The organism is Streptococcus sp. 27098_8_134, assembly GCF_041431675.1.
Lineage (GTDB): Bacteria > Bacillota > Bacilli > Lactobacillales > Streptococcaceae > Streptococcus > Streptococcus sanguinis_R.
The window spans coordinates 93,178-118,314 of the sequence record NZ_JAPVYD010000005.1 but is presented as its reverse complement, the minus strand read 5'-3'; the positions used below and the strand labels follow the sequence as shown (position 1 = coordinate 118,314).

The following is a 25,137-nucleotide window of genomic DNA, read 5'->3' as shown; positions in this document are numbered from 1 at the left end:
AGCTAAATTTTGATATAATCATCCTATGAAAAACACTTACTATTTTATCCGTCATGCGCATTCTAACTATACACCTGATGAAATCAACCGACCATTATCAGACAAAGGGCAAGAATCCTTGGCGCAGCTTGACTTTTTAGCAGACAAACCCATTACCGCTATTTATTCTAGCCCCTATCGAAGGGCTATCCAAACAGTTGATCCTTTGGCTCAGAGTCTGAAACTCGCTATTCAAACCGACAAACGGCTAATAGAGCGAAAGCTAAGTAGCCAAGCGATTGCCGACCAAGACTTTGAAGAAGCCCTCATGCAACTTTGGTCACAGCCAACTTTTTCATTTGTTGGTGGCGAGTCTAATCAACAAGCTCAACAGCGAGCCTTAGCTCTTCTTCATGAACTGGAAAGCAAACATCAAAACGAAGAGATTATCATTAGCTCCCATGGTAACCTTATCTGCATTTTACTAAGCGCATTCGACTCCAGCATTGATTATAACTTCTGGCATAATCTTTCCATGCCAGATCTGCTAGTTTTAGGTAAAAACGAAAAAATCACTCACCTCCTATAAACTATGGTATCGACTAGCAAGGCTCGGCTAAATCTTATCTCTCATATATGTTATAATATAGAAACTGGAGGTAAAAGATGTTTCCAATCCGTATTACAACTCTTGTGACTGAAGAAGTTTATAAAAGATTTTCATGGGCTATTCTCATACGACGAAAAGGATTTGTATTATACATAATCATACTGATAGTCGGGCTGTTAGCCTACGTAATGCTCAGTCCATTAGAGGAAAAGATAATGTCTGTCATATTGTTTCCCCCTATTTTCGCCTCTATGTACTATTTTGGCATGAATTATAAGATAAAGAGGGCTTATCAAAAAAATCCTTTATTTCAGAACATGGAAGTCACTCTGATATTTGACAGAGAGGCTTTTATAGCAAGAAACATACGTGGTGAATTTCGCTATACCTATGATGATATTGTCAAAGTAATTATGACAAAGCAAGATTTTTATATCTTGATAGGAGAGAACACTGGTTTCGCAATTGAAAAAGAAAACTGTTCTCCCGAGGCTCTTGAGTTCTTGCTAGAACTTCACATTGAGCATATGTAAAAGAAAAAGCAGGCTAGACTGACAGTAGATCAGTTCTGGTCTGCTTTTTATCTTATGAATAATCGCTTGATATCCACTAACTTCTCGATTTTCTGATTGATTTCTGGTCGGTAGTCACAGAAGTTAATGCTCTGGATGCCACTGTTGACTGCGGCATCCACGTCCAGCGTCCGATCGCCGATATAGTAGGTTTCCTGCTTATCCAGGCCATATTTATCGAGCAGATAGCCGACACCTTCTGGGTGGGGCTTGCGCTCAAAGCCGTTGGCTGTTGTGATGATTTCTGTAAAATAGTCATGAATGCCCAAGTCTTTTAAGATATGATGGGCATTGATTCCTTTATGGGTATAGACGAACTGGGCAATGCCCTGCTCTTCAGCCCAGGCCAGTATCTCCGCAGCTCCTTCCATCAGATGGACCTGAGCATTTTTCTCCTTTAGGCTTGCTCCACGGAAGGCATTCATCTCAGCAGCGTCCAGCCCTTTCTCAGATGCCACTTTTTCCAAGAGTTTCTGGACAGAGTGCTTTAGGATATAGCTGTGAATACTCGCCCTGTCGAAGTCTAGACCATAGTGAGCATAGGTTTCTTCAATTCCTGTCAAAATAGCATCGTAGGAGTCCAGCAAGGTGCCGTCTAAATCCCAAATAAACGCTTTTGTCATGTGAATTCCCTCATTTTCCTGTCAAATAAAACCTTTAAAAATAGCCAGCGGAAGCCATTGTCCAAGAGCATCCCAGTCCAGACTCCTGGCAGACCCAAGCCAAAGGTCACACCCAGCAAGTAACCGGCAATAATGCGAATCAGCCACATGCCAACAGTCGTGGCATAAAAGGGCAGTCTGGAATTGCCCAGACCCTGCCAGATAGCTGTGTAAATCACGGTTCCGACTGCCATGGGAGTTCCCAGCAGGGAGAAAAGCATGACCGAAAGACTGGCTGTGATAGCTCCGCTATTGTCCGTATAGAGCAAGGTCAGCGGCCGACCAAAAGCAAAAATTCCTAGAGCCACGGGCAGCATGCAAGCAAAAGACAGCCAGAAGGTCCGCTGACGAATCAGACCGACCTCTTTCATATCTCCCTCACCTACTGCATGGCCTACCAGCATGACTGTTACTGTTGCGACCCCGAAGATTGGCATGTAATTAAACTGCGTCAGGACTTCACCAATGGCATTCCCCGCTACTGCGTCCGTCCCAAAGACGACCACAATGGCAATGATAACTACGTCACCCGCTCGCATCATGAGCCGCTCTCCAGCAGCCGGCAGACACAGGCGCAAGAGCTCTCCATCTAAGCCCCAGCGCCAGCGGATTGTGGACAAATCCAGCTCCCGCCAGAGAATCAGGACACCCACCAAACGAGCCAGCACCGTTCCCAACGCTACACCAACAATACCAAGCCGAAAGACGTAAATCCCCAGACCGGAAAAGAGGGCGTTGAGGACATTAGTCAGAAGACTGACATACATGGGAAATCTAGGATTGCGCGTGACCCGCACTAAAGCTCCAAAAGAAGTCATCAAGCCTAGCAGAACAATAGTCCCACCAACCAGAGCCAGATAAAGACCCCCAGCTTCAGCCACTGCCTTTTCTGTCCCTAGAATATCCAGCATCTGCCTGCCAAAGAGTAGAGGAATCAGCCCCAACAGAAGGCTCAGAAGCAGCGTCAGCTTGATAGCCTCGGCTGTATGATAGGCTAGACGCTCCTTGTCTCCCTGAGCCAGAGTCTTGGAAATGAGACTGGAAATAGCAGCCCCCAGCGCGATAAAGATTGCCTGATAAATAGTAATGATGTTGCCGGCCACCGAGACACCAGAGATCGCAATCAGCCCAAGACTGGCCACCAGATAGCTGTCGACCATTCCCATGAGCATCTGCAAAAAGTTCTCCGCCATAGCCGGCAAGGCGATATTCATGATTTTTTTATAAGTCGTCATAATCTGAAAATCTCCTGTATTTGTATATCCTTTCTTACTTGCAATATCTACTCTCCACCATAGAGAATAGAAAGCGGTGGGACTATTGTCCTACCGCATATTAATCTCCTATCATAAAAGCTCGTTTTAAACACAAACTACCACACTATACCGCTTTACATTCCCAAGCTTAATGAATATCTTCACTCCTCCACAAAGAGTCCCAAGATATGGACATTATCTGCGACGGAAACGAAGGCAGCTGGATCTGTATGCTTCATGATTTGCTTGAATTCATTAAACTCAGCTCGGGTAATAACTGTTACTAGAACAGCTTTTTTCTCATGATTGTAAGTTCCCTCGGCGCCATGGATCACTGTCGCCCCGCGATGCAGCTTGTTGTGAATCTTATCAATCACTCTGTCTGGATGACTGGTGATAATCATGGCTTGCATACGCTTCTGCTTGGTAAAGACAGCATCCGTCACTCGGCTTGATACAAAAATAGTAATCATGGAGTACAGCGCATATTCCCAGCCAAAGGTCAAACCCGCAATCAGCATAATAATCCCATTGACAATCAAGGAAATATTCCCGACATTCCGGCCCGTTTTTTTCCGAACAGTCAGACTGACAATATCAGTCCCACCGCTTGAAATACTGGACTTAAGGGCAAAGCCAATCCCCGTGCCCATGACCACACCGCCGAAAAGGGCGTTGATAATAGGATTATCAGTCAAGGTTACTTCCGGCACAAACTGGATAAAAAGCGAGCTCATCGTAACCGTGATAAAGGTGAAAATGGTAAATTTATGCCCAATCTGGTACCAGGCCAGAATCATCAGTGGAATATTGATGGCGTAAAAAGTCACAGAAACCGGAATGGTAAAACCAAAGAAACGAGTACTGAGGGCAGTAATGACCTGCGCCAGACCAGTCGCACCGCTGGAATAAACATGCCCCGGCTGGAAGAAGAAATTGACTGCGACAGCTGACAAAAAGCCATAGACAAGCGAGGCAGAAATCTTCTCATCGTACTTCTCACGCGAGATACTCTTTAAGGACCGCAAAATCTTAAAATTATAAGCAAACCTGCGGACATAATAGCGAAAGAGTTTGTAAAAATTAGTCTTCTTCATGTGCTTCCACTTGTAAACTTAATTCCTCTAGTTGAGCGACCGACACTGGACTTGGTGCCTGTGTCATTGGATCAGAAGCTTTGTTGTTTTTTGGAAAGGCGATGACTTCGCGGATATTTTCTTCACCAGCCAGCAGCATCACAAAGCGGTCCAAGCCTAGAGCTAGGCCGCCATGCGGTGGAAAACCATAGTCCATAGCCTCAAGAAGGAAGCCAAACTGCTCGGCAGCTTCTTGAGCTGAGAAACCAAGCGCCTTGAACATCCTCTCCTGCAAGGCTTTTTGATTGATCCGAAGACTGCCGCCACCTAGCTCATAACCATTAAGGACGATATCATAGGCCACAGCCCGTACCTTGCTCAGGTCGCCTTCCAGCTCTTGCTCGGAATCTTTCTGAGGCAGGGTGAAAGGATGGTGGGCACTCATGTAGCGGCCCTCTTCTTCTGACCATTCAAACATGGGCCAATCCACCACCCAAAGGTAGTTAAATGTATCAGGATCAATCAAGTCCAGCTCTTTGGCCAAACGCACCCGAAGAGCTCCCAAAGCTGCATTTGCCACTTCCAAAGTATCAGCCACAAAGAGCACCAGGTCATTATTTTCAAGCTGTAAAGCTTCTGTCAACGGATTTGTCAAGTCTGTTAAGAACTTAGCAACTGGACCAGCCAGCTCACCATCAGCCACTTTCACCCAAGCAAGCCCCTTAGCACCATGCTGTTTTGCTTGCTCTGTCAGTTTGTCAATATCCTTGCGAGAGTATTTATCTGCAGCATTTTTTACCACAATTGCCTTGACAGCTGGAGCCTCTGAAAAGACTTTGAAGTCAACTCCCTTGACAAGCTCTGTCAAGTCCTGCAACAACATCTCAAATCGAGTATCAGGCTTATCAACACCATAAAGAGCCATAGCATCATCATACTTCATGCGGGGGAAAGGCAGCTCAACGTCAATGCCCTTAGTTTCCTTCATAACACGAGCAATCAAGCCTTCTGTAATATCCTGAATCTCCTGTTCAGACAAGAAAGAAGTTTCCAAGTCTACCTGAGTAAACTCTGGCTGACGATCACCACGCAAGTCCTCATCACGGAAGCATTTAACAATCTGATAATAACGGTCGAAACCAGCGTTCATCAAGAGCTGCTTGGTAATCTGTGGACTCTGGGGCAGAGCGTAAAAATGCCCCTGATGAACCCGACTAGGCACCAAGTAATCACGCGCTCCTTCTGGCGTTGATTTAGATAGGAAAGGTGTTTCCACATCAAGGAACTCCAGCTCATCTAGATAGTTGCGGATAGAGTGAGTCACCTTGGCGCGGAGCTTGAAGTTTTCCAGCATCTCTGGTCGGCGCAAGTCCAGATAACGGTAGCGCAAGCGCGTATCGTCATTCACCTCGATGCCGTCTTTGATTTCAAAAGGAGTCGTCTTGGCTGTATTTAAAACCGTCAGACTCTCCACATGCAGCTCCACGCTTCCTGTTGTCAGCTTGTCATTGGCCTGCTCCCGCGCAGCCACCTTGCCTGTCACCTCCAGCACAAACTCACTGCGCAGGCTTTCTGCGGTTGCCATGACCTCTGCAGCCACAGTCTCAGGATTGATGACCAGCTGCATAATGCCTTCGCGGTCGCGCAAATCAATGAAAATCAGACCACCCAAATCCCGACGGCGGGCTACCCAGCCCTTCAAAGTGACTTCCTGACCAACATGCTCCTTGCGAACACGCCCAGCATACATAGAACGTTTCATCTTTACTCTCCAAATTTTTAATTCTGTTACTATTTTACCACAAAGCGCCTAAGAAAGCCCTTCTGTCCGTTCTTTTTCTGAAAAATATTAAAGCTTCACATGACTAATGCTGATAGTTATGTCAAAAGGCCTGAGGCAAACGACCCCAGACCTACTGTCTACTCTATAGATTATTCCTTTCTCTTACTATCCTCATAGAGACTAGGCGCAAATGCTTTTGTCACCATGGCCGTCACGAAGCGAAATCCTCCCGCTGCCAAACCAAAGATCGGCGCCAAAGCACGGAAGAAAAAATCTCCCCGCATAAAATAACAAAGCAGACCTGTAATCACGAAGATAGCCAAACCCTGCACCACAACCACCAATAATATTTTCTTCATCATTCCCTCGACTTTCTATAGACTATTATAGCATAAGCCATCTGGATTTCTATAAACAAATTTGTTTATAGAAACCTAAAAATAGATCTAACATCAGAGCTGGATTCAAAAAGCTAAGGAGAATCCTTAGCTAAATAAATTAAATCTTTGATTTATCAGATGATGAAGATGAACTTGAGTCAGATTTTGACCCAGAATCAGTTGTTTTATTACCTTTACGTGTTGCAGCATCATTAGACGAATACTCATTCACAAAAATAGATTTCCGTAATTCAAGGAAGCTTTCATCAGTAAGAATGTAGCGACCTTCTTTGGTTTTAGTTAACTCCATTGTAAACTCACGTGGTTCAATATAACCAAAGTCCTCATTCATACGATCAAAGGCATAGTAGAAAAGGAAGTTATTAAGCAGAGCTAGACGTTTTTCAAGATCCGGATTAGTCGAATCTTCCAACTCTTTTACATCTTCAATCCCATTTTCAAAGAGACTCGCTTTAGCAAGATTAATCACATTTGCCAAATCACGGGTTGCAATAGCACGAGACTTAAATGTTACTGTTGCAGTCTCTTCATCATCCTCAACACCAGTAATCTCAAAGTCATCCCCAATAGTTGCCAAGACTTTAAAGCGAGCCTGATCAAACAACTCTAATGTTTTTGATGGAGTAAATGATTCAGTCTTTAAATCAATAGTATAATCTTCTTCTGGCGTATATTTGGATATGTTTTCGTCTACGTAGGCTTGAGAAATTCCTTTCTTCCATTTGTCAACAGAAGTCCCCATTAAGGTTGTAAAACCTGAAGAATGATCTGTAAAGACTGCTCGCAGAATGATATCAGCATCTTTCTCAATTCGCTTTTCATTCGTTTCTTTCTCAGATGAGGATGAAGATGATTGCTCTGTCTTCACATCTTCTGATTTTTTCTTCTCTGACTTTGGTAGCATTGAGCAAGCTCCAAGCAAAAGAACACAAGCAGGCAATACACCAAATTTAAGGATTTTTTTCATTGTTTCTCCTTTTAAATTGATAGAATATGACCATTATACCAAAATATTATCCACTTGTTAGTTTATATCATATCCTTGTAACAAAACTGTAACATTCTCTTTGTGAAACAAAAATTACATACTTTGCTTAAAACCCCAATTTCTCAAAAATAAGCTGATAGTTTTCTTGGATTTGGTCTAGGCTAACAGTAATCTCCTCACGATTATAATTGTTCTTAACAGTCACCTGACCGCTTTCCACTTCGCTTTCGCCTAAGGTGATAAGAGTTTTGGCTTTAAAGATATCCGCGGATTTGAACTGAGCCTTGAGCTTGCGGTCTAGATAATCCCTTTCTGCCGCAAATCCTTGTGCGCGGAGAGCCTGCACTAACTCCAAAGCTCTGCCATTGGCACCAGTTCCTAAAACAGCTACATAAACATCCAGAGCGGTTTCAATCGGCAGCTCTACTCCTTGCTTGTCAAGTACGAGAAGCAAACGTTCTAAGCCCATACCAAAGCCAACACCTGGCGTTTCAGGGCCACCAAAGTAAGCCACCAGCCCATCATAACGGCCGCCAGCACAAATAGTCAGCTGACTGCCAGCCACCTCTGTCGTAAACTCGAAAATTGTGTGATTATAGTAGTCCAAGCCACGGACCATGTTGGTATTGATGACATAAGGAATCTGTAAGGTCTCTAGCATGGAACGAACGGCCGCAAAGTAGGTACTGCTCTCCTCATCCAGATAGTCCAGAATAGACGGAGCACCTTCTACAGCCGCCTTGTCCTCGGGCTCTTTAGAATCCAGCACGCGCAGCGGATTCTCCTCCAAGCGACGTTGGCTATCTGCTGATAGGCTAGGCTTCAGTGGAGTCAGATAATCAATCAAGGCCTGGCGGTAAGCAGCTCTGCTCTCAGGATTCCCCAGCGAGTTAAGCTCCAAGCTGACATTAGTAATACCAATATCCTTGAAAAATTGAGCCGCCATGGCAATCATTTCTACATCTGTAGCAGGATTACTGGATCCAAAACACTCTGCACCAATCTGGTGAAACTCCCGCAGACGGCCAGCCTGAGGCCGCTCATAGCGGAACATAGAGCCCATATAATAGACTTTGACAGGCTTTTGCACTTCAGGAGCAAAAAGTTTATTCTCTACATAAGAACGCACCACGGGTGCTGTCCCCTCTGGACGCAGCGTGATATGGCGGTCGCCCTTGTCATAGAAGTCATACATTTCCTTGGTCACAATGTCTGTCGTATCCCCGACCGAGCGGCTGATGACCTCATAGTGCTCAAAAATTGGCGTGCGGATTTCACCGTAATTGTATTTTCTAAATGTCTTGCGGGCAAAGTCTTCTACATACTGCCATTTGGCTGATTCCTGAGGAAGAATGTCCTGAGTTCCTTTAGGTTTTTGTAATTTCATCTTCTGACCTCCGCCTTCTTTAGTACTTATATTCTATCATAAGTCCGCCATTTTGAGGAGTCTGAAAGGGATTTTTCATTTGGAAGAACTAAATACGTTTTCATGTTCCAAAATAACTTGAAAATAAGTCTGAATTGTGAGAAAATAAAAACAATTCAACTCAGATAGAAGGGGATAGCCATGAGAGACGATATCAAAATCAATGACCGAGCAGCTGCCATTCAGGATAAATTGGTGGAGAAGCTCGAGCGCATTTACGATCCGGACGTAGAGCTGGATGTCTATAACTTAGGGCTGATTTATGAAATCAACTTAGACGAAAACGGCCACTGCAAGGTTGTCATGACCTTTACCGATACAGCCTGTGACTGTGCTGAGAGCCTGCCCATCGCCATTATGGACTCTCTTAAAAAAATAGATGAGATTGAAAGTGCCTCTGTCGAAGTTACTTGGTCTCCTGCTTGGAAAATCACCCGTATCAGCCGTTTCGGCCGCATTGCTTTGGGAATCAGTCCTAGATAAGAAGATAATTAACTTATCAGTATTTAAAATAAAAATATCAAACCCGCTAGAAAAACTAGCGGGTTCTTTTGTCATATATAAGCTATTTTTTACCAGTTTCTTCTGGTTTCCAGAAGTCTGTAACTGCACCTTTAGCGGCAGAGGATACCATGTGAGCATATTTACCAAGTACCCCGCGACTATAAAGCGGTGGGATGGTCGTTTCTGCCTTGCGTTTCGCCAACTCTTCGTCAGAGACTGCCATGGAAATTTCCTTGGTATCTTGGTCAACCGTGACCATATCGCCTGTACGAAGATAGGCAATCGGGCCACCATCCTGAGCTTCCGGAGCAATGTGTCCGACAACCAGGCCGTAAGTACCACCTGAGAAGCGACCATCTGTTAGAAGAGCCACCTTGTCTCCTTGTCCCTTCCCTACGATAATAGACGAAAGTGACAGCATCTCTGGCATACCAGGGCCACCCTTTGGTCCAACGTAGCGAACTACAACCACATCGCCATCGACCACTTCATCGGCCAGTACCGCATCAATAGCAGCTTCTTCTGAGTCAAAGACCTTGGCCGGTCCGACGTGACGGCGTACTTTAACACCAGAAACCTTAGCAACAGCGCCGTCTGGAGCTAGATTACCATGCAAGATGATAAGCGGACCGTCTGCACGTTTTGGATTTTCAAGCGGCATAATGACCTTTTGACCTGGTGTCAGATCAGCAAATTCTGCTAGATTCTCTGCCACCGTCTTACCTGTACAAGTGATGCGATCACCATGCAGGAAGCCGTTCGCCAAGAGATATTTCATCACAGCCGGTACTCCACCAACCTCGTAAAGGTCTTGGAAGACATACTGACCGGATGGTTTCAAGTCAGCCAAATGTGGCACCTTCTCTTGAATGACATTAAAGTCATCTAGCGTCAGCTCAACATTGGCCGCATGAGCCATGGCTAGCAAGTGCAGAGTAGCATTTGTAGAACCACCCAGAGCCATAGTCACTGTGATTGCATCTTCAAAGGCTTCACGTGTCAAAATATCAGACGGCTTCAGCCCCATCTTCAGCATTTTCACGACGGCACGGCCAGCTGCTTCGATATCCTCTTGCTTATCTTTGGACTCAGCAGGGTGAGAAGAGGAACCTGGCAAACTCATGCCCAGAACTTCAATAGCCGTCGCCATAGTATTGGCCGTGTACATACCGCCACAGCCACCAGGACCAGGACAGGCATTACACTCAATGCGGCGCACTTCCTCAGCCGTTAAGTCACCATGGTTCCATTTCCCGATTCCTTCAAAGACAGAAACCAAGTCAATGTCCTTGCCGTCCAGCTTCCCTGGCGCAATCGTTCCGCCGTAGGCAAAGACAGCAGGAATATCCATGTTAGCAATAGCAATCATAGAGCCCGGCATATTTTTATCACAGCCCCCAATAGCTACGAAAGCATCCACATTATGCCCGCCCATGGCAGCCTCGATGGAGTCTGCGATGATGTCGCGTGAGGTCAGAGAGAAACGCATGCCCGGCGTTCCCATGGCAATCCCGTCCGCAACCGTAATAGTCCCATACTGGACAGGCCAAGCTCCCTCTGCTTTGATACCTTCCTTGGCTAGCTTGCCCAAGTCATGCAAATGGATGTTACAGGGGGTATTTTCCGCCCAAGTGGAAATCACCCCAACAATAGGCGTTTCAAAATCTTTATCAGTCATCCCCGTCGCGCGAAGCATGGCACGGTTAGGAGATTTAACCATACTGTCATAAATCTTACTTCTGTGACGAATATCCTTATCTGTCATAGCTTTCCCTTTCATTGCAGTAATCTTTGTGCTTTATTATACCACACTTAGGCTGTATTTTACAGAGGAAAATTTTTAAATTTTCAGAAGATTGGGAAAATATAGAGGCGGATTTGAAACTTTTTCCTATCAAGCAAAAAGAAGAAAACTAGAAGTTCAGTTTTTTCTCAAAAAGAAGAAAAAATCTGTCAAGTAACTTTACTTTACAAAAAAGTTTTGTTATACTATTAAAGTTGATGAAAATCATCAAATTGAATCGAATTCATAAACTAAAAGGAGAAACAAACAATGGCAGTACCTGCACGTCGCACTTCCAAAGCGAAGAAAAACAAACGCCGCACTCACTACAAAGTGACAGCTCCAACTGTAACTTTTGACGAAACTACTGGTGATTACTCACGCTCTCACCGTGTATCCCTTAAAGGATACTACAAGGGCCGTAAGATTGCCAAAGCTGCTGCAGCAGAATAATAGAAGGGAGCTACCATGCGCGTAAATATTACACTTGAACACAAAGAATCTGGTGAACGCTTGTACCTTACTTCTAAAAACAAGCGCAACACACCAGACCGTCTTCAATTGAAGAAATACTCACCAAAACTTCGCAAGCACGTTGTGTTTACAGAAGTTAAATAATTTATATAACAAAAATCCTTTGAAATCAACGTTTCAAAGGATTTTTTCTTTTTGCTTCAAGCCCTAGCTGAACAACAAACTCAATACTAGATCTCGAAAAGAATTATGTCTCCTCATTCTGTCTGAGTTCAAAGAGGTCTTCTACTTTTAGATTGAAGACTTGAGCAATTTTGAGAGCCATTTCCAGCGAAGGATTGTAGCGGTTATTTTCCAAGTGCAGAATTGTCTCGCGTCGCATGCCGATGCGGTCGGCTAGCTCCTGCTGGGTCATGCCCATGGATTCACGGACGGATTTTAGATTGGTGATAATCTTGCTTTCTCTAGCCATGATTATCCTCTCCGTTCTGAGATAAGATAGACAACTGCAAAGATGCAAATCAAGGCAGCTATGCTAATAAAGATCTGGCCCATGTAAAGAGTGAGAGACCCCATGTATCCAATGATAACTGCTAGGATCATCAGTGCGCCTAGTATAAAGACAAACATCAAGCTAGCTGCCTTAGCTAGATTCGCATAGAAGCGTTCGTCTGGAGTTTCCTTGACATTTTTCAAAGAGAAAAAACCAAATACAATCACTTCAATAACGAGGCCAACTCCCAAAATCCATTCTTTAATGCCAGATCTTACGCTTGGGGTCGCAACCCAAATCCCTACTGTATAAAAAATGGTTGCTGCAAACAAAAGCATCGTGTATAGCTTAGCAGACAAGTCAAAAATAGTCTTTCCCTTACCTTTCTGACTCTTATGAGGCCATGGTTTCATGTGCAGCCAGCCCCAAATAGCTACAATCTGACCTAACACTGAAATACCAGCAATAACTAACTTGGGTCCCCAACTAAGATTAGAACCAAATAAAACAGTAAAATCAATAAAGAGAGCTGCGGCAATCATTGCAATGAAGCCACCCGTTTTTTGACTTTTTTTCATGATAGACTCCTTTCCTTGTGTTAGAAATATTTAACACTCTTTATGTTATAAATATATCACACTTCAATTTGGAAAGCAAGAATTTATGTGCCAAGGTGGCAATTATTTGAAAAAATTTTATAATAAAAGCCCTCGCCAGATAAATAACTAGCAAGAGCTTGTGTTTCTATTGACTATTCATAGAGTAGTAAGGTCTCTTATTCCATCTCTCTGAGATAGTTCAAAGCTTCGTTGAAGGTTTTGACAGGGACGATTTTCATTTTACTCTTGATTTTGATAGAAGCACGAAGTGCCTCATGGTAGTTAGAGCGCAGCTTGGGATTGTACTGGGCAATATCGGCGTCAATGGTATCATCAGGAACAAAGAAAATCTCAGCGCCTGCCTTATCGGCAGCCATAACTTTCATCTCTATCCCACCAATCCTGCCAACATTTCCCTTGTGGTCAATCGTTCCAGTACCAGCAATAGTTTTTCCTTTGGTAATGTCTTCAGACACAAGCTGATTGTACAGCTCCAAACTGAACATGAGTCCACCAGAGGGACCTGCTACACCGTTGCTCTTAAACTTCGTCAGAGGATTCATGGCAACACTGGCTTTAGAACCCAATGCAATCCCCAAACCAGGCTTACCAGTTGTCTCATCCACAATCACAGGACCGCTAGCCAAACCGATTACACCATTACGGCTGTACTCAATTGATACCACATCGCCAACTGGCCGCTGCTCCATCTGATCGACAATATCGTATGGACTAGTGTAACTCTGATTGTCAATCTTTAAAATCACATCACCTTTCTGCAGCTCCGTAGCTAACGGCGTCTCTTGGCTGACAGCATCCACAAAAATCTCTTTATGTCTAATCTCAACAGTACGACCAGCTGCTTGATAAGCTACCTGTAAGGCATTGAGATGGGAAGACCCCATAGTGCTGTTCTCTCGCTCTTCCCGTCCCTTTTCCTTATCAAAATAGTTTTCAGGTACAGAGACATACTCTGTTTCTAGCCTGTAATTAGGCAGCAAAGTCAAAAAGAGACTAAACACTCGGGCATCGGAAACACCGACAGCCATGACATAGATTTGACCTTTTCCTTGACTAGTTCCTCCTTGAACTTGGACAAAGTCTTTGGCATTCAAAGCCGGCCTCAAGGTCTCCACTTGATAAGGCAGGGGGATAAAGCCAATCCCAGTTAGCACCAAAGCTGTTATTAAAATTCTTGTTACGGATTTCATATCCTTCCTCTTGTTTCTATAAAGTTATTGTCCGGACTTACGACTCCCTGACTTAATCACCAAAATCCACCACCTCTGTGTCATTTTCCATCAGGGCGTTGGCAAAAACAGTCCGCACAGCCAGAACAAATACACAGTAAAAGCTACTGAAAACCAGGACAGGAATCATCTGGATCAGACCAAGTAACTCATCTAGCTCACCCAGCAAGGGACCTATATACTGCCTTATCAGATCCATCAGGAGATGAGTCCCCAAGCCAATCAGCCCACCAAAAGAAGCTAGAAAAAAGCTGAGCAGAACATAACGACCCCTGCGCTCCTTCATCAGCAGGACTGACTTTCTCAGACAGCCATAAAAAGAAAGCGGCTTGGCTAGATTGTCTCTGGAGCTAGTATCCTGAATGATATAGGACAGCAAAAAGAAGTGCGAGTCAATCAGATAAGTGAAGAGCAAGTAAAAGACCATGAACAAGAAAGGAAAAAGAAACTGGAAAATCACAATGGCCTCTGGACTTACTGCCCTCCGATAAAAGGCAAAGAGACTAGCCACCCCAAGATTGATGCCGATTGCCGACCAACCCATGTACAGAATCAGAACCTGAACTGCACTGACAATGAAGGAATAAAAGAGGCGAGTAAGCAAGCCGTCTGAGATACTGTACCAAACCGCGTAGCCAAAATAGAGCTTAACCATCTGCGGATTTCGTATCACTGTCAAGGCAAATTTATTGACGTAAGCAAAACCGAAAGCAATTATAAAAGCCAAACAGGTCAAGACTAAAATGGACCGGTAAGACCAACTCGAAACCAGCGGAAAAAGAAACCAAGCCAGTGTTGCAAGCGGGATTCCGACCAGCAAAAGGCCTTTCAGCCAAACAAAATAATACTCTGTAACAAAAATCCAAGCTTCTCTGAAAACCCTTGTTACTTTTACATCATTCATCGTTCATTATCCTAAATCCTAAAACCCTTTCTAATTTTTTCATAAATATTAATCTCCAAAATTAACTATTTCCCGATCATAAGACATCAGGATATCAGCCATAACCGAGCGGGCTGCCAAGGTATAAATCAGCAAAAAGCCATTAATCAGGCTAGCAATCATTCCCACAACATTAGATACGCCATCGTCAAAAAGTAAACTCAAAACTTCTATTAGACCCAATACTACAGGAATAAGCTTTAAGACAAGCTCTACCAGTAAGTAACGCCCTCTCTGACCATTCATACGAGAAAAGGACTTGCCCAAGCAGCCAAAAGCTGACAGAGGACGCAAAAGGTTGTCAGAGGAGTTGGTATCCTGAATAATATAGGGCAATAAGAAGAAGTGAGAGGCTACAAAATAGCTGTAAAATAAATGGAACAACAAGTTAAACATTGGTGCTATCAAAAAAATCAGGAAGAGCATACTTGTCATTTTTTCTCGATTATTTACAGCCCAAATAGCCAAAGCATGCCAGATTTCCCGAACATTTGAACCAGGCACCCACATATGATTCAAGTATACAAAAAGAAGTAACATAGCCAAGACAAACATGAAGACATAAATAGACACAGAAAGCAAACGCCCAAAAAAGCCGTCAGAAATGCTGTAGCCAACAGCTCTCCAGAAGTTCCTTCGCACCATCTGCGGATTACGAACCATGGTCAAAGAAAACTTATGGATATAAGCAATCATAAAAGAGCACAGAAATCCAAAGAAAATCATACTTGGAACAAATGAAGAAGTAAATGGAGAAAAAAATAGAATTAACAGCCCCAGAATAAAAAATGGCAGTTGAATGATAGCAAGCCCTGCAGTCCATACAAAAAAGTAATCAACAGTCAGTCCCCAGGCTTCCTTTAACACATCGCTTACGTCAAACTTTTTTTTCATAAATCCCCTAATTAAGTCATTTTTCGCCATAAAAGACGATGTAGATGTCGCAGAAGCAATTTTTATATTTTCTAGTCCCGTGATGATGATAAATTTTTAGAGCCCCTGAGAGCAGCAAAAACTCCATCACTCACCTCACCAAGAAATTCTTTCTATAATAAAGCAAGCTGAGACACGATTGTCCCAGCCTCCTTAACCTTTTTTCAAAAAATTTCGAATACGAATCATAATCTTGCTTGACCAAGTTTTGTCAGATGCGTATCTTACATTGATAGCAGCCATGCTCTTACCATTGTAGAACTGGCCGCCAGGCTTGAGATAGTGCTCGCTGAGATAGCGGGCAACGGTATCTATACCATCGTCAAATGTTGCGAAATTTCCTGCACTGGAAAAAGGACTGGAGTCATAAGCCATGAAACCAAACAAGTTGTGCTTGGCCTGAGCAATCTGACTACGGCCATAATCCGATTCGTGAATAGCCAGCCCTACGAGAAAAATTGCATTAACTCCATGATCTTTCTCTGCTTTTTTGAAAGCTTTTCCCAATCCAGCCATCGGCGTGCCAGCCAGACGACTATCAATGAAATCGGCTGACACTGTGCTTGGCACTGTTACATCTTCTGAAAAGACGACTGCTCCTGTTTTCTTGGCCTGAAACTGATCTGACACCTGCACTAAAGATGGATCCAGACTGGCCTTTTCATTTGCCGCTAGGCGGCTGACAGGCAGTACACTGCCTGAAAGGACAGTAGCTGTCGCTAATGCTATGATAACTTTTTTCTTCCTAAACATTTTTTCTATCCATTTCTATGTCGCTTTTGGTTTCCTAGATTCCTCCCCAGAAATATAGGACGACCGCCATGATACTCATAGCAGGACCAAAAGGGACTTCTTCTTTCAACTTAAATTTGAATTTCTTAAAGATGGTTGCGATTAAGAGAATCGCTCCAGCCACAAAGAAAGAACCATATCCCAAAATCAGCGTATTCAAGGGGCTAAACCAACTGCTCAGAGCAGCTAAGTAGAGAATGTCTCCCATCCCGAAAGCCTCTTTCTTGTAATAAGCCTTGGCCCCAAAATAAATGAGAGAGTAGAGGCCAGCGCCGACTAGCAGTGAAAGGAGCAGTTCCCAATTAAACTCATTGGTAAAAAACGTAACAGCCATGCGGCCCAGCCAGAAAACCAGCAGAACCGAGTCCGAGATGTACTGAGTATCAAAATCGATATAACCAATAATGAGACAAAGCGACACCAAGAGACAGGCTGAAACAACCATCCATGGCCCCTGATCTTGAAAGATCAGATAAGAAGCCAACCAGAGCAGACCCGTCAGGAGCTCCACAATGAGATAGCGCGGTGAAATCTGCTCCTTGCAGTGCTTGCATTTAAAGCCCTGCATGATAATCGACACAACCGGAATCAGCTCCACCGAAGTCAAGACATGACCGCAGGACGGACACATAGACCGACCTTTGGCAATGCTCTTTTCCAGCGGTACACGGTAGATGACGACATTGAAAAAGCTCCCAAATACGACACCTAATATAAATACTAAACTTGCAATCATAATTTTTCCCTTTTTATACTCTTTGAAAATCTCAGGTGACTATGGCAAACTTCGACTTTCCTTGAGTATCACTTAGATGCCAAAATGACGGATACTTGCCCCTCCTCCAAACTTAATGAAAACACCATATCTGTTTCTGTATTGTTTTGAATGGTCAATTCGGTCAAACCTTCAGCAGGTGTCCCGATGTTGAAATACTGTCCTCGATAGGAAATAACATTGGTCCGTGAAAAGGCGAGCTGCTGAATGGCATCTACAATCTGCTCAGCACCCTGACCGTAAACTTCTTTATTATCCTTGCCCTTGACTGGCAGATAGCCAGACTCCGCATTCAAAGCGCCCAGCAATTCTGAGATAGACTTGGTCTCACCAGGAGCCAAGTAAACATTCTGCAGCTTGTAAAAAGCTGTCTTCATGTTTTGAGCTTGGGCAGCGTTAGTCGGCAGAGGTACTTCCTTACGCTCTATAAAGTGCGTATATTGGCTCAGAAGCTCACTTTGATCTTCTGCTTCAACAGGCGTGCTCTCAACCTTGACATCATCAAATTTACCAGTCTTGGCAATCTCCTCAGATGCTTGGATAAAAGCAGCAGGGTCAATCTTATAGCCATTAGACTTGTCTCCCACCTTTACGTTAGACTCGCCGTCCATGACCAGATGATTGGTCGTTGGAAGCTGACTGAGAACATCAGGATGGGCAGCCAAGACATCATTTAAAGGTCTGAGCCAAAAGAGTCGATTGGGATAGATGGAAATCTGCAGGTTTTCCTTGGTATCGAAAAACGGTGTAAACTTATCCCAAACTGTCTTGGCTGAGATATTATCCAGCCGCTTGAGCTCTTCTTCTGTGAAATAGCTCAGTCCTAAAAAGCGCATATCTACAGAGAAGTGTTGCCCTGTAGACAGCTGAAATGTAGCCTTATAGGGCAGTTCTCTGTAAACTTCAATCTCAGCTTCGCTCCGAGAGCGAACCTTCATAGAGGGGCGGCCATTGATACTCAGGTCAATCGTTGGATTAAAGACAAAAATGACATAAAATAAACTACCCAGCAGAAAGGCAGCAAGTGTCGCTGCTGGAAGTAGTTTTTGATATTTTGATGAAACCTTTCTTTTTCTTCTTGACATGAATCTCATCCCAACCTTATACTACGCATTCAGCTAAGCGGATAAGGAATTTACGGTCGATACGGCGAAGAAAATCAATGATGTCATCTGAAACAGTATCTCCGGCATTCAGGATAACTCCTCCATCTGCATTAACAAGATCTTTTTGCAGTGTTTTGCCCACTAGAAGACGTTTTTGCCGATCGATAAAGTCGTTAACAGCTTTCTTTGCTCCTGACTCTTCTTCAGCAACTGGCGCTGTGCTGATAGTTGTTTCTACTTCCTCAGCAGGGACTGCCAATACTTCTTCCAAAGCAGCATCCAGACTCAGCGCTGCATCTGTTTCTTCAACTTCTTCTTCAGCTGGAGCTGTTGCTTCTTGTACCAAGTCTTGGACTTCTGGCTCTTCCGCTGTCTCTACGACTGCTTCAGAAAACTCCAACTCAGGAGCAGCAGCTCCCAGACCTACAGCAGCCAAGGCCTCTGTCAAATCTGTTGCAGCTTCTTCTTTTACATCTGCTTTTTCATCTACAACTGGCTCAAATACAGGCGCTTCAGCAACTACTTCCTCAATTTTTTCGGCAGGTTTTGCAGCTTCAGTTTCATGAAGCAGATCTGCTGCAGCCAGACGGCCCATCTCTACATCTGCTTCAAGATGAGGAGCTGTCTTTTTTTCATCATTGAGGATGATATACTCTTTACCAATCATCAAGATGCGTGATTTAGGAATCTGAATTTCCTCGCTGGCATCTTCAGAATTAACCACCAAGTAACCAATTTCATTCTTTTCATCAATATGATAGTCAACAACAGTTCCCACCTTGTTTCCATCAATTGTGATGACAATTTCGTCAAAGACGCTACCCTGCTTGTCGTTCAAGACCTTCAGATCAGCCTCTTCCAGCTCTTGAAAGACTGAGCTGTTTTCTACCATGACCGCAAAGTCACCGATGCCTTGGATGTTCTTGCTAGACAGCAAGGCAAAAGGCTGTTCAGACTGCTTTGACTTAATAACAAAAGTCAGATTGACCCCCTCGTCAACAAAGACTTCATGGACTTCACCCAGTCCCATCCCTTTTTCAATCTCAATGACAACGGTCCCTGTGATTGTTTTACAACTTTTCATAATTTCCCCTAAAACCCTTCTAATTGATTACAATCAATTGTATGTTTATATAGTATTAATTTTTCACGATTTTGTCCAGCATGTTGAACGCTTCTTGACGAAGATTTTGATCTGAACTGCCTTGGACAATTTCTTTCAGATAGCTCTCAGCTTCTTGAACTGCATTTGAAGCCAATAATTCCTGACTTTCCAGTAGGAGGAATTGGAAATAGACTTCTTTATCTCCCGCTGTTGCTGCAGCTGGTCTTGCTTCTGCCGCTTCCTCAGCCTTGAGGATGTCAGTGATTTTCTGAAGCAAATCTTCTTCTGTTTCATCTACAGCCGGAACGACTGGAGCTGCCTTGACTTGTGCATCCTCAGCTTTGAGGATGTCAGCAATTCCCTTGAGCAGGTCTTCTTCTGTCTCATCTGCAACTGCTTCTTGGACAGGCTCAGCCTGTGTCCAAAGAGCGTCTTCAGAAACTGATTGAACAACTGTTGGTTCAGCAGCTGCTTCAAACTCAAACGTTTCTGCTGCAGGTGCGAAGTTACTTTCTTCCTCCCAAGTCTCTGCCACTTCAGCAGTTAAATCTTCCTCTTCAGATCCCAGCAAATCATGCTGAATCTGGCTGAGAATATCTTGATAACCCTGAATATCAGCTCGATCACGGCTAACCATAGACTCTTCAGTAGCAGAAAATTCTGGCTCTGCAGCTGCTTGACTGAAGGCGGAATCCATCTTAGCTTGTGGTTCAACACCCGAGTCAGCAAAGAAGAGAGATTCTAAGCTGTTTGCTGCTCTCGACTCTTCTGCTCTAACTGGCTTGATATCTCCCGTAGCAGCAAAAACATCTTCCAGGCTGTTGCCTACTTCTTCTGCCACTGGCTGCTGAGTTTGTTCTTGCTCAGTGAAGAATTCTTCCTCATCTTGAGAAACAACACCTGTCACCTCAACCGTCTGCGGTCTGAAGTTGCCATAGCTAGACTCCGTATAGGACATCGGTCTGATCTTAGACAGAACAGCAGTCTCAAAGGCTGGATCATCTATATCTGTATAGCCTTGATTGCCGGCTGCATTTGCTTCCGTAGGCTGAATCAGAGAGTTGGCCACCTTAATCTTAGTAGAGCCCTTGCGGTGATGAAGCAGGGACTGCAAAAATTCATCATTGGCCTTTTGTGCGCTGTGATCCATACCCACCATACCGACCTCAGCTGCCGCTAGCTGACTGTTTGGCTCGTACTCTCCAAATGCAGGAGCTGTAGCCAAGTTATCAACAGGGTAGAGAGGTTTTACTTTCTCAAATCTTGTCATATCCTTTTTGATAGAACGGTCTGCTAGGGTGCGACCAGAAGCAGATGCTCTCTGCCTTGCCGGACTTTCCTCAGCCTGAACCCTTTCTTTACTTTCCTTTCTCATCCTACCGGTTGAAGCATTGGAGAAGTTCAAATCTCTAGCAGATGACAAGCCTGCGCTCGTCGCTTCCGCTTTCTTGTGTGAGCTCTTGGCATGCTTCTGGCTTCTGCTTCGCGCTGAAGCAGTTGCTCTCTTCTTGACTGGAGCTAGCTCCTGTGAAAAGAGCAGCACCATATAGACAGCCAAGGCCAAGGCACAGAGTCCAACAAAGGCTATGCCGGGAACTTGTTGAAAGAGGAATGGAGCACCAATCGCAAATAGCATGACCCATACTACGAGAAAAAGGCGCTTTATTAATGAAATCCTAGAAACAAATAAAATGCTAATCGTATGCAGCGCTATAAGCCCTGCTCCAAAAGGTAAAAAATATGCCATTTGAATATTTTCGACACCCCCCACTTTCTAAATGATATTAAACTTTTTCAATGCAAAACCAGTCTTGATTTTGTTTTTCCATAAACTCCATTAAAACCCAAAATAGACTCGGGCGTCTATTCTGAGTTTGCTTGTATTATACTTCAAATATCTCTATGTTTTAGTTTACTATAAATGCACCGTGAATACTAGTCTAATAACTTGGTTTTTAGCATTTTTTTAAGAAAAATTTACACATGCTCTTGAAATTTTAAACCATAGACTTATTTGGTATTTTTTCAAAGTATTTTAGCTAACTACCAAGTTATTCACAGATAGGTTATCCAGCTTCATAGTCGTTTCAGGGCTTTCTCCACTTGGAGTTTCGAAGTAGTAACCTACAATAGTCATTGGATAGCTGAATCCTGGAATGTTTTCAGGATCGAAGCTAACTTCGCGCCAGCCAGTCCAGCTGTTTGGACGAATGACATGAAGGTAAATTTTCTGCCCACTGGCATTCTTGACAATCAAGCCAATCTTACCCTGCCATTGATTAGACAGAGATAGAGAGAAGCTGATAGCATCCGGCTTATTGTTCAAGGATACATACGGTGCTGCAAATTCCATTTCATACATAGTAGAAGACTTGGTTGCTGGAATCTTAACCACATTGGAACCTGAACCCTCAAGGAAGTCCGTATTGTCAACCGTCACATCATATTGATTGCTGCCGCCTGACTGAATCAGCTTCAGTGGTGATTCAAAGCGGTAGATAGTTGATGAATTGTAATAAGCTGACAGACCATCGTTCCGACTAGACTGAGTGCTAAGCTGCTCCAGATAAGACGGAGCTAGATTGGTACTGCTGTTAGCATTCGCGCTGCTAGTTGTATTGGTTGTTGCAGCCCCCAAACTGCCCTTATTGCCGGTTGCATCTGTGCCGCCACCAGCTGTTGTTACAGATATAGAGCCTGCCTGCCAAGTCGGAATCGCAAATGGAGACTCCCAGTTGGCAAATTGAATAGGCGTCTTATCGACATTGCTCTCCAGAGTCACATAGCGCTCGACATCTTTAACCTGATAGAAACGCAGCTTGATTTTACCGCTGGTTAGATCAGGGTTTTTGTTTTCCTCTGTACTAGACAGGCTTTTCTTTCCGCCCAATTCCAGTTCGCTGGAAACGATTTTTTGTTGATTGCCATCAATCAATTCCAATAATTTCAGAACCTGTGTATAAGTTCCTTCGAACTCAATGTCCGCTGTCATCTGAGTGATGTTGGTATTATTGGTCGTTCCGTTCCCTGGTGTCGCTGTATTAGCTGCAGTTGTTGTTGCAGTATTCGCATCTGATGAAGAACTGCTGCTAGATGAAGACGAGGACGATGTACCAGAAGAGCTAGAGGTCGTACTGGATGAAGAAGACGTCTCACTCGAGCTTGAACTGCTAGTCGTACCAGAAGAGTTGGAGTTTTGACCCTTAGACGAAGTCGCAGCCAATCCCTCCTGCTGGAGTTCCAACTCTGTGCTCTCAGTGTAGTTGACAGACTTGAATTTAATACCGCTTTCGTTGACCAACTTATCAATCAAGAAAATGAACTCCCCTTGATTGGTCGTACCATAGTATTTCTTAGCCTGATCCAGAGTCTTAGCATTCAAAGTTTGGAGCTGTTTGGTAAGAGACTTTCTCTGACTAATCTTGGCATTCTTGCCTTCCAACTCTGTCGAGATAGTCGCATGCTCTTCAGCTAACTGCGCCATCCGTGTATAAGAATTTGTTACCAGATACCCTCCACCAGCAAGGACCGCTACTCCTCCGACACAGGCTAACAATTTCTTGTCACGCTCATTTAAATTACTCAGGATTTTTTTCTTTTCTTTCTCATTTTTGCTCTTCATTGAAATCTACATCCTTCGTCAAAATTTTAATGTTAAACTTGTACACTGTATTGTTATCCTTTTCCTCGCGAGTAATGTTATCTACAAAAATATGGTTAAACTTCTCAGACTTACGAAGCTCTTCCTCAAACTTAGCGATAGAAAGATGCTCTTGAGACGAACCATTGATTTCTACATTGTCGTTATTAATCTTGATATCGTCAAAGACCAGGTTCCGTGTCACGTTTTTATTAAGGAAGTCCATAAAGGCTTTGTTTACTCGGTGCAGGCGGCGGAAGTCGCCTTCCAGGCTGGTAAAGAGAAGTTCGTCATTCTTGACCGTAACAATCTTATCTTCAGTCTCAGAGACTGCCTTCAGCTCTTGAGCCATCTCTGGACTCTTAAGTGTCTGCTCCGCTCGGTCAATCTCGCCCTGGAGGTGCATAGCGCTAAACTGGAAGAAGCCAATCAGCACAATCATAATCGCTGCAATCCCAGCAAAAGCGGAAATAGCAGCAAGTTTCAGTGGACTGGTTTTAGCCGGTGCCACATGATATTTTGAAAAGTAGTTTAAATCTCTCCGCATTAGTTTGCTCTCCTAATCAACATGGCTGTAGCCGGAATGAACTCCGCATTAAATTCGGCAGAACCTTCCCACAGTACATTCTCATAATCTACATTATCAATTGAGATGAATTCCCGATTCATGTTCTGCTTCAAAATAGATGCCAACTGCCAACAGATGTCCTGGTCCCCAAAGACATAGAAACTGTCAATGTTGAGACCGGTTGACCCGCTAAAGAAGTTTTCAGTATTGAGAATGTGGTTCTTAGCATCAGCCACCCACTCATCCAAGGCCCTCTTCAAGAGACCTGTATCCAGATCATCTGAAGCCACTGCTGGAAGCTTTTGCAAAAGACTAGCATCGTCTGCATAGCTCAGAATGTCCTTGTAGCCACGATTGAGATAGTTGCTGGTCACAAACTTGCCTTCTGAGTAGAGATAAACACCGATGAAGCTCTTGCTCAGATGTACCATGCCGACATTTTCCTTGGTCAGCTTCTTAGCACGATTGTTAACCGCCTGAACGCGTTCCAGCCATTTTTCAAAGGTATTAGACTGAAGGTCAAAGACATAAGGTGTCAGCTTCAAATTCTCAGCCAAGCCCAGATATTGCTCTACCACGCCTTTTGGCACAGCATAGACCATGAGTGAGCGAGTATCTTCATCAAGCGGAAAAGCTGAATTAGACTCTTGCTCTTGGAATTGAATAACATAAGAAGTCGGATCAATATCCAGATATTGCTGGAGCTCGTAAGATACCAAGCCCTCAATATCCTCATCATTCTGCACACTAGCTGCCACATCAACCGAACGGGCGATGATATTGGTATTGCCAAGTGCAAAGAATGCATACTTAGCAGTGATCGCATGCTGCTCCATCAGATCGCTGATAATGTTTTTGAGAGTAATCGGGTCGATAATCTCACTATTCAGTACAACACCTTCTGGCAGATTGGCAGACGCCATTTTGATAATCTCCAGCTCATTGCGCTTCTGTCTAGCAACAACCAGATAGACTGATTCGTCAGTGAAGTCAATGGCCATCAGATTGCCCTTGATTGGTTTACCAAACATAGTGTAAGGTGCATGCATTCTAGTAACCGGTTGGCTCGCCGCACCACTGCCTTTCTTAGCAAAGAGCGAACGATTTCCAGACTTAGCAGGCATGTCATCACTGCCACTATTCTTAGAAAAGAGCGGCTTGTTGAGCTTGGTTAAGAAGCTCCCTTTTGCCGTTGACTTTTCCTCATCGTCAAAGTCTTCTTGACGATCTGACTTGATCTGAACTCCTTGAATAGATAAGTGTTCCTTATGTTTCCCTTTTGATGAGAAGAGCGGTTTATTTAATTTTCCTAAAAATGAGCCTTTTTTCTCATTATCTTCTTCGTCCAGAGCTCTTCTGCGCCCCTTGGACGAAAACATATTTTTTGCCATAATCTCCTAATCTCCCTTATTTTTCCTA

General features: G+C 43.9%; 26 protein-coding genes. 5 read left to right on the top strand and 21 right to left on the bottom strand.

The genetic code is table 11. The features are described from left to right. Positions 1–25: 25 nt before the first annotated feature. Together O3620_RS11085 and O3620_RS11080 are read left to right on the top strand one after the other, a co-directional pair. A complete protein-coding gene (locus O3620_RS11085; protein ID WP_002919915.1) occupies positions 26–568 on the top strand; it encodes a histidine phosphatase family protein in 543 nt (180 codons plus the stop codon). 77 nt (positions 569–645) lie between these two features. Next, a complete protein-coding gene (locus O3620_RS11080; RefSeq protein WP_002919916.1) occupies positions 646–1,122 on the top strand; it encodes a YcxB family protein in 477 nt (158 codons plus the stop codon). A gap of 47 nt (positions 1,123–1,169) precedes the next feature. Here the strand turns inward: O3620_RS11080 and O3620_RS11075 are convergent, their stop codons facing one another. From O3620_RS11075 to hisS, 7 genes are all read right to left on the bottom strand, one after another. After that, positions 1,170–1,784, bottom strand: a complete 615-nt coding sequence (locus O3620_RS11075) for an HAD-IA family hydrolase (RefSeq protein ID WP_002919917.1) — start codon at positions 1,782–1,784, stop codon at positions 1,170–1,172. After that, on the bottom strand, positions 1,781–3,058 hold the full coding sequence (locus O3620_RS11070) for an MATE family efflux transporter (RefSeq protein ID WP_371601741.1): 1,278 nt from the start codon (positions 3,056–3,058) through the stop codon (positions 1,781–1,783). Before O3620_RS11070 ends, O3620_RS11075 begins: the two co-directional genes overlap by 4 nt. A gap of 182 nt (positions 3,059–3,240) precedes the next feature. After that, on the bottom strand, positions 3,241–4,176 hold the full coding sequence (locus O3620_RS11065) for a YitT family protein (RefSeq protein WP_002901837.1): 936 nt from the start codon (positions 4,174–4,176) through the stop codon (positions 3,241–3,243). Beyond that, entirely contained in the window at positions 4,163–5,917 is a 1,755-nt protein-coding gene (aspS, locus tag O3620_RS11060) for an aspartate--tRNA ligase (protein ID WP_268682459.1), read from the bottom strand. The genes O3620_RS11065 and aspS overlap by 14 nt, the downstream gene beginning before the upstream one ends. A 170-nt stretch (positions 5,918–6,087) precedes the next feature. Continuing rightward, positions 6,088–6,300: a hypothetical protein gene (locus O3620_RS11055; RefSeq protein ID WP_002919926.1), complete on the bottom strand. Its 213-nt coding sequence runs from the start codon at positions 6,298–6,300 to the stop codon at positions 6,088–6,090. Positions 6,301–6,436: 136 nt separating this feature from the next. After that, positions 6,437–7,306 (bottom strand): hypothetical protein, encoded by an 870-nt coding sequence (locus O3620_RS11050; protein WP_002919928.1) that lies wholly within the window; start codon positions 7,304–7,306, stop codon positions 6,437–6,439. Positions 7,307–7,433: 127 nt separating this feature from the next. Then, positions 7,434–8,714, bottom strand: coding sequence for a histidine--tRNA ligase (gene hisS, locus O3620_RS11045; RefSeq protein WP_002919931.1), 1,281 nt, complete (start codon positions 8,712–8,714; stop codon positions 7,434–7,436). A 180-nt stretch (positions 8,715–8,894) separates the two neighbouring features. Here hisS and O3620_RS11040 point away from each other — a divergent pair, with 180 nt between their 5' ends. Further along, entirely contained in the window at positions 8,895–9,236 is a 342-nt protein-coding gene (locus O3620_RS11040) for a metal-sulfur cluster assembly factor (protein ID WP_002899327.1), read from the top strand. An 82-nt stretch (positions 9,237–9,318) separates the two neighbouring features. Here O3620_RS11040 and ilvD read toward each other — a convergent pair whose 3' ends face one another. Continuing rightward, a complete protein-coding gene (gene ilvD / locus O3620_RS11035) occupies positions 9,319–11,022 on the bottom strand; it encodes a dihydroxy-acid dehydratase (RefSeq protein ID WP_032909867.1) in 1,704 nt (567 codons plus the stop codon). Positions 11,023–11,310: 288 nt separating this feature from the next. Between ilvD and rpmF the strand changes: the two genes are divergently transcribed. Continuing rightward, a complete protein-coding gene (gene rpmF / locus O3620_RS11030; RefSeq protein ID WP_002894148.1) occupies positions 11,311–11,493 on the top strand; it encodes a 50S ribosomal protein L32 in 183 nt (60 codons plus the stop codon). Positions 11,494–11,508: 15 nt separating this feature from the next. After that, positions 11,509–11,658 carry a 50S ribosomal protein L33 gene (gene rpmG, locus O3620_RS11025; RefSeq protein WP_001265622.1) on the top strand — a complete coding sequence of 50 codons (150 nt, stop codon included), beginning with the start codon at positions 11,509–11,511 and terminating at the stop codon, positions 11,656–11,658. Between the two features lie 103 nt (positions 11,659–11,761). Here rpmG and O3620_RS11020 read toward each other — a convergent pair whose 3' ends face one another. The 13 genes from O3620_RS11020 to pilM all read right to left on the bottom strand — a co-directional run bounded on the left by O3620_RS11020 (position 11,762) and on the right by pilM (position 25,109). Continuing rightward, entirely contained in the window at positions 11,762–11,986 is a 225-nt protein-coding gene (locus tag O3620_RS11020; protein WP_002919947.1) for a helix-turn-helix transcriptional regulator, read from the bottom strand. A gap of 2 nt (positions 11,987–11,988) precedes the next feature. Then, positions 11,989–12,585, bottom strand: coding sequence for a hypothetical protein (locus tag O3620_RS11015; RefSeq protein ID WP_002919948.1), 597 nt, complete (start codon positions 12,583–12,585; stop codon positions 11,989–11,991). A gap of 197 nt (positions 12,586–12,782) precedes the next feature. Then, complete coding sequence (locus O3620_RS11010; RefSeq protein ID WP_032913030.1) at positions 12,783–13,817, bottom strand: SepM family pheromone-processing serine protease; 1,035 nt, start codon at positions 13,815–13,817, stop codon at positions 12,783–12,785. 52 nt (positions 13,818–13,869) lie between these two features. Continuing rightward, entirely contained in the window at positions 13,870–14,760 is an 891-nt protein-coding gene (locus tag O3620_RS11005; protein ID WP_371601740.1) for a hypothetical protein, read from the bottom strand. 48 nt (positions 14,761–14,808) lie between these two features. Next, the gene (locus tag O3620_RS11000; RefSeq protein ID WP_371601739.1) at positions 14,809–15,723 is read right to left on the bottom strand and encodes a hypothetical protein; all 915 of its coding nucleotides are present in this window, start codon (positions 15,721–15,723) and stop codon (positions 14,809–14,811) included. Between the two features lie 162 nt (positions 15,724–15,885). Continuing rightward, entirely contained in the window at positions 15,886–16,485 is a 600-nt protein-coding gene (locus tag O3620_RS10995; RefSeq protein WP_002894168.1) for a glucosaminidase domain-containing protein, read from the bottom strand. Between the two features lie 34 nt (positions 16,486–16,519). Beyond that, entirely contained in the window at positions 16,520–17,260 is a 741-nt protein-coding gene (locus tag O3620_RS10990; protein WP_023917077.1) for an A24 family peptidase, read from the bottom strand. Between the two features lie 68 nt (positions 17,261–17,328). After that, on the bottom strand, positions 17,329–18,393 hold the full coding sequence (locus tag O3620_RS10985) for a hypothetical protein (RefSeq protein ID WP_371601738.1): 1,065 nt from the start codon (positions 18,391–18,393) through the stop codon (positions 17,329–17,331). A 7-nt stretch (positions 18,394–18,400) separates the two neighbouring features. Then, a complete protein-coding gene (locus O3620_RS10980; protein ID WP_343092188.1) occupies positions 18,401–19,489 on the bottom strand; it encodes a hypothetical protein in 1,089 nt (362 codons plus the stop codon). Positions 19,490–19,544: 55 nt separating this feature from the next. After that, positions 19,545–21,281, bottom strand: coding sequence for an MFS transporter (locus O3620_RS10975; protein WP_371601737.1), 1,737 nt, complete (start codon positions 21,279–21,281; stop codon positions 19,545–19,547). 264 nt (positions 21,282–21,545) lie between these two features. Then, a complete protein-coding gene (locus tag O3620_RS10970) occupies positions 21,546–23,132 on the bottom strand; it encodes a hypothetical protein (protein WP_002894176.1) in 1,587 nt (528 codons plus the stop codon). Next, a complete protein-coding gene (locus O3620_RS10965; protein ID WP_002899352.1) occupies positions 23,116–23,697 on the bottom strand; it encodes a PilN domain-containing protein in 582 nt (193 codons plus the stop codon). The genes O3620_RS10970 and O3620_RS10965 overlap by 17 nt, the downstream gene beginning before the upstream one ends. Beyond that, a complete protein-coding gene (gene pilM / locus O3620_RS10960; RefSeq protein WP_048773764.1) occupies positions 23,697–25,109 on the bottom strand; it encodes a pilus assembly protein PilM in 1,413 nt (470 codons plus the stop codon). The genes O3620_RS10965 and pilM overlap by 1 nt, the downstream gene beginning before the upstream one ends. Positions 25,110–25,137: the final 28 nt, after the last annotated feature.